The organism is Streptomyces sp. NPDC000880 (assembly GCF_053599675.1).
The window spans coordinates 1-4,877 of sequence record NZ_JBSFMS010000219.1 but is presented as its reverse complement, the minus strand read 5'-3'; the positions used below and the strand labels follow the sequence as shown (position 1 = coordinate 4,877).

Here is a 4,877-nt window from a genome sequence, read left to right as displayed (position 1 = left end):
CTCCTTTGCCGCCGGGTCGCCGCAGTCGAGCAGCCGGCCGAGGATCTCCTCCACGGATCCGGCGGCGTAACAGTCGTCGATCCACTCGCGGTGCCGGGCCAGTTCACCTTCGGGCGCGGCCTGCGCGCACCGCCCCACCGCCTCGGTCACATCCAGCCCGGCGAGCGACGCGGTGAGCTCCGCCAGCCGGCTCGACGGTACGAAGTGATCGGCGAGCCCGCACAGCACTGCGTCGGCCGCGCCCACCGCCGTACCTGTGAGCGCGAGATGAGTGCCGAGCTCCCCGGGAGCCTGGGCGAGCAGATGCGTACCACCTACGTCCGGTACGAAGCCGATGCCCGTCTCCGGCATGGCGACGGCGGAGCGCTCGGTGACGACGCGTACGCCGCCGTGCGCGGAGACGCCGACTCCGCCGCCCATGACGATGCCGTCCATGAGGGCGACATAGGGCTTGGAGTAGCGGGCGATACGGGCGTTGAGGCGGTACTCGTCCCGCCAGAAGGCCATCGACTCGTTTCTGCCCGCCAGCGCGTCCGCGTGAATGGCGCGGATGTCGCCGCCCGCGCAGAGTCCCCGTTCACCGGCTCCGGAGACCACCACGACCGCGACCGATTCGTCCTGCTCCCACTGTGCGAGCGCCGCGTCGATCGTGCGGACCATCGGGTGGGTGAGGGCGTTGAGAACACGGGGACGGTTGAGGGTGATGTACCCTGCGTGGCCCTCGGTGCGCAGCAGTACGGAGTCGTCGAGGGCCATCGGTGTTCCTTCCGGTGTGTGGATCTTCTCTGCCCATCCTCGCTCACACGGTGACCGCTCCGTCGGGCGCGACTCGTGTTCGGACTCTTCCCGCCAGTCCGACCAGTCGGTACGTTCCTCGGTGAGCCGGATACCGGCAGGCCGGACTCCCGGTCCGAGGCGACGGAGGCCCTCATGTCAGAGCGCGCACCCAAGGTCGAAGGCCACTGCGACGAACGCTTCGAGGCGGTGCGCACTGCCTTCGAGGAGAACTTCCGCGCCCGCGGCGAACTTGGCGCGGCCGTGACCGTGTTCCTCGGCTCAGAGAGCGTCGTCGACCTGTGGGGCGGCTGGGCCGACGAAGCGCGCACTCGCCCGTGGGAGCGGGAGACGCTGGTCAATGTGTGGTCGACGACCAAGGGCCCCACCGCCCTGTGCGCGCATCTGCTCGCCGACCGGGGGCTGCTCGATCTGGACGCCCCCGTCGCAACCTACTGGCCGGAGTTCGCCGCGTCCGGCAAGGAGTCCATTCCCGTACGCCATCTGCTCTCGCACCGCGCGGGCCTGGCCAGGCTGCGCGAGCCGCGCACCCTCGACCAGTTCTACGACTGGGAGCTGACCACTGCACGCCTCGCGGCCACTGAGCCGTGGTGGGAGCCGGGCACCCGCTCCGGCTACCACGCCATCACCTACGGATTCCTGGTCGGAGAGGTCGTCCGGCGGGGATCACCGGACAGCTGCCGGGGGAGTTTCTGCACCAGGAGATCACCGGCCCGCTCGGCATCGACTTCACCATCGGGCTGCCGGAGAAGGAGGCGGGGCGCGCCGCCGAACTGGTCCATCCGCGGGCCGCGGCGAAGAGCGAACAGGCTGCGATCTTCGCCCAGTTGCAGCCGGTCGCCCTGGCGGCCCTCGTCAATCCGGTAATCGGTGCGGCCGAGGCCAACACCCCGGCGTGGCGCGCGGCCGAGATCCCTGCCGCCAACGGTCACGGCACCGCCGGTGCGGTCGCTGCGCTGTACGGAATCCTCGCCGGACGCGGAGAGTTCGCGGGCCGGCGCGTACTGTCCCCAGGGGCCGCCGAACGCGTCCGCGAGGGCCAGGGCAGCTGCCGGGCCTGGTACTCGGCGCGGGCTTCGCGAGTGACACGGAGGTGGCGCTCGGCCTCTGGCTGAGCGGCGAGAACGGCAGGCACGTACACCGACAACGGCCAGAAGATCTGGACCACCAACGGCGACACCGCCGACTGGGTCTGGCTCGCCGTGCGCACCGACCCCGAAGCCCCGCCCCATGGCCATCCGGGCCATCCGGGCCCTCCGGAACGTCCAGCGCTGGGCCGCCGACACCAAGCTCGCCGACGGCCGCCGCGTCATCGACCGCGGCTGGGTGCGAGGGCGCCTCGCACAGACCCACACCAAGCTCGACGCGATGAAGCTGCTCAACTGGCAGATGGTGGGCGCCGTCCAGGAAGGCACGCTCACCCCGCAGGACGCCTCCGCCGTCAAGGTCTACGGCTCCGAGGCGCGCCGCGACGCGTACGCCTGGCTGATGGAGATCGTCGGCTCGGCAGGCTCCCTCAAGGAGGGCTCGGCGGGCGCCGTCCTCCACGGCGAGCTGGAACGCGGCTACCGCTCCGCCGTGATCTTCTCCTTCGGTGGCGGCAACAACGAGATCCAGCGCGAGATCATCTCCTGGATCGGACTGGGATGCCGTGGGTACGGCGCTGAGGTGCTTGTGACGAGGATTGTGACGGCGCATGCAGGCGGCTCGGGCTGCGGTCAGGGCTTCGGCGTAGTCGCATGATGTCCGGTTCGTGATCATGTGAGGCCGAGGAGGGCGAGCGGCCGTTTCGGGTCGCGGGAGTTGGCCCGGAGTGCGGCGGCGACGTTCTGGGTGCCGGCGAGGCGGAGGGCACCGATGGCGAGGTTGCGCCAGGTCGCCATGGTGCGGGGCGCGTTGCCGGTGCGAAGCTGCGAGGCGTCCTCGGCGAAGGTGGTGTCCCGGACGTGGTGCAGGGCCTCGATCTGCCAGTGGGAGCGGATCATGCTCGCGAGGTGGGCGGGAGTGGCCTGCTCGGCGCTCAGGCTGGTGACCGCGTAGACGTGGTCAGCGGCCCGTCCAGATGGCGTGGCCGCCGTCACTCATTGCAGCCGGTTCCGCTACCAGGCGGGCGTGCCGGGGAGCGGCCTCCCGCATCGGCCGGTGAAGCCGCCCTTTTCGGCGAGGCTGGCCCTATGGGCCGAGGAGGGCCCCGGAGCACTGTCGCGCCGGGGCCGTGAAGCGACCAGCCGCCCGGAGAGGGTGGTCAGCCGGTGATCTCGACGCGCCGCGGCCTGGACTTCTCGGTCTTGGGCACGCGCACGGTCAGGACCCCGTCGGCGAGTTCGGCGGTGACGTGGTCGGCGTCGGCGTCGGCGGGCAGGGCCCACCGGAAGTCGAACCGGCCGAAACGGCGGGTCTGCCGGTGCAGCACGCCGGAGCGTTCCTTCTCCTCCACCTCGCCGTGGACTGCCAGCTGGGAATCGGCGACATCCACCGTGATCTGGTCCTTGCTGACGCCGGGGAGCTCGAGTTCGATCTGGTAGGCGTCCTCGGTTTCTTCCTCGTCGGCCGGCGGCACCCAGGCGTCGGCGAGCCCACCGCCGCCGGGAACGGCTGACCGCCACAGCTGTCCGAGACGGTCAAAGTGGTCCTCGAACTCGCGGAAGGAATCCCACAGCGCAGGCAGTGCCTCGCGACGGACAGTAAGCGTCATATTCGATCATCTCCTTCCGAAGAGCATCTGCTCGTGTCATGCACGCGAAGTTGCCACTCGGAAGACCCCCTGATCGAGGCCTCCTGCTGTTGTATATCCACCCTTTTGTTTGTCTATTCCTCCGTTCCTGGCCGCCGGCCGCGGGTATCCGCCGTTGTCCAGGTGGTGATGGCGAGCAGGGAGCGGGGCGAGCCCTGGTCGTTGGCGTAGGCCTCGCGGCGCTGCGCTGTCCCGGCGGGGGCCGCCGCTGTCTCACGCCTCGGCCGGCGGCACCGTACGGGCAATGCCGAGCCCAGGCGGTACCGGTGGCACGCTGGCGGCCAATCGGCTGCGGCGTCACTGCGACGAGAGCGAATTCCGGATCATCGTGGTCGACCGGGACCTAGCCCACTCAGAACGTGTGCAACGGAGGTTTGACGGATGGCAGTGCCACGGCAGCCTGCCGGGCTTCCAGGTGCCATGGCCGCGACGGCTCACTGGCCGGGCGGCTGCCATTCGATCATCAGAATCGTGGCGTCGTCGCTGAGTTCGTTGTGCCGATGACCGAGGATCGCGTGGATGAGCAGGCGGAGCACTTCCGGGGCGTTCTGCCCGGCGGCGGTCGACCGAATGATGTAGTCGGTGAAACGCTCCAGGCCGAATTGCTCCCCGCCCTCGTCGCGCGACTCCACGACGCCGTCCGTGTAGAGCAGTATCCGGTCACCGGGTTCGAGGCTTGTCTCGTGCACCTGCCGGGGTCCGCCGGCCAGGCTGGCGGGCAGGCCCAGCGGAGGTTCGGAAGCCCGCTCCAGGGCCTTGTCAAGCAGGCGCTGGCCGCGGATGAGCAATGGCGCCGGGTGACCGCAGTTGGACCATTGCAGCACGCCGGTCGGCATGTGCAGCTGGGTGAAGATGCCGGTGCAGAACTGGTCCGGAAGCCACTTCGCCAGCGCCTGGTCGACGGTGGCGACGAGTTTGGCCAGGTCCGCGCCCGTGCGCCGGGCGTTGCGGCAGCCCGCCATGGCCACGGAGGTGGCAAGGCCCGACGCCAGGTCGTGGCCCATGGCATCGAGGATCGTGGCGTGCAGAAAGTCCTCGGTGAATGAATGGTCGAAGGCGTCGCCGCCCAGCTCGTACGCAGGTTCCAGGACCGCGGTCGACACTACCCGGCCGGTACCGATCGAGCGCGGGGGGAGAAAAGCCCTGAGCATCTCCGTGGGCAGTTGCATCGGTCGGGTCCGCATGCGTTGCGCGAAGGTGTCGCTGTAGGTGCGCTTGGAAGTGATGATCAAGGAGAGGAGCGACGCTATCGTCCGGCAGCGCCAGAGTTTGACCCCGTCCAGTGTCTCCATGCGGAGTTCCAGGACTCCCAGCCGCTCCGCTCCGTCGACCAGCGGCAGCCATAGGG

The 4,877-nt window shown here is 69.7% G+C and carries 4 protein-coding genes and 2 pseudogenes; 2 read left to right on the top strand and 4 right to left on the bottom strand.

From position 1 onward, the window contains the following. Positions 1-756, bottom strand: a 756-nt coding sequence (locus ACWDO5_RS35210; protein ID WP_450534605.1) for a 3-hydroxyisobutyryl-CoA hydrolase, incomplete at its 3' end; no start/stop codon positions are given. A gap of 174 nt (positions 757-930) precedes the next feature. On the opposite strand from ACWDO5_RS35210, the pseudogene ACWDO5_RS35205 reads away from it, so the two are divergent. Continuing rightward, a pseudogene (locus tag ACWDO5_RS35205) lies at positions 931-1,930 on the top strand (serine hydrolase domain-containing protein); the annotation flags it as partial. Then, a pseudogene (locus ACWDO5_RS35200) lies at positions 1,911-2,462 on the top strand (acyl-CoA dehydrogenase family protein); the annotation flags it as partial. The pseudogenes ACWDO5_RS35205 and ACWDO5_RS35200, both read left to right, overlap by 20 nt. A 90-nt stretch (positions 2,463-2,552) precedes the next feature. Here ACWDO5_RS35200 and ACWDO5_RS35195 read toward each other — a convergent pair. The 3 genes from ACWDO5_RS35195 to ACWDO5_RS35185 form a co-directional block, all read right to left on the bottom strand. Then, positions 2,553-2,876, bottom strand: a complete 324-nt coding sequence (locus tag ACWDO5_RS35195; protein ID WP_450534604.1) for a hypothetical protein — start codon at positions 2,874-2,876, stop codon at positions 2,553-2,555. 164 nt (positions 2,877-3,040) lie between these two features. Beyond that, positions 3,041-3,490, bottom strand: coding sequence for an Hsp20/alpha crystallin family protein (locus ACWDO5_RS35190; protein WP_450534603.1), 450 nt, complete (start codon positions 3,488-3,490; stop codon positions 3,041-3,043). Between the two features lie 473 nt (positions 3,491-3,963). Beyond that, the coding region (locus ACWDO5_RS35185) for a PP2C family protein-serine/threonine phosphatase (protein ID WP_450534602.1) at positions 3,964-4,877 on the bottom strand (914 nt) is incomplete at its 5' end.

Excerpts from the sequence above, each read along its gene's own strand:
- ACWDO5_RS35190 (WP_450534603.1), bottom strand. The coding sequence starts at position 3,490 with ATGACGCTTACTGTCCGTCGCGAGGCACTGCCTGCGCTGTGGGATTCC.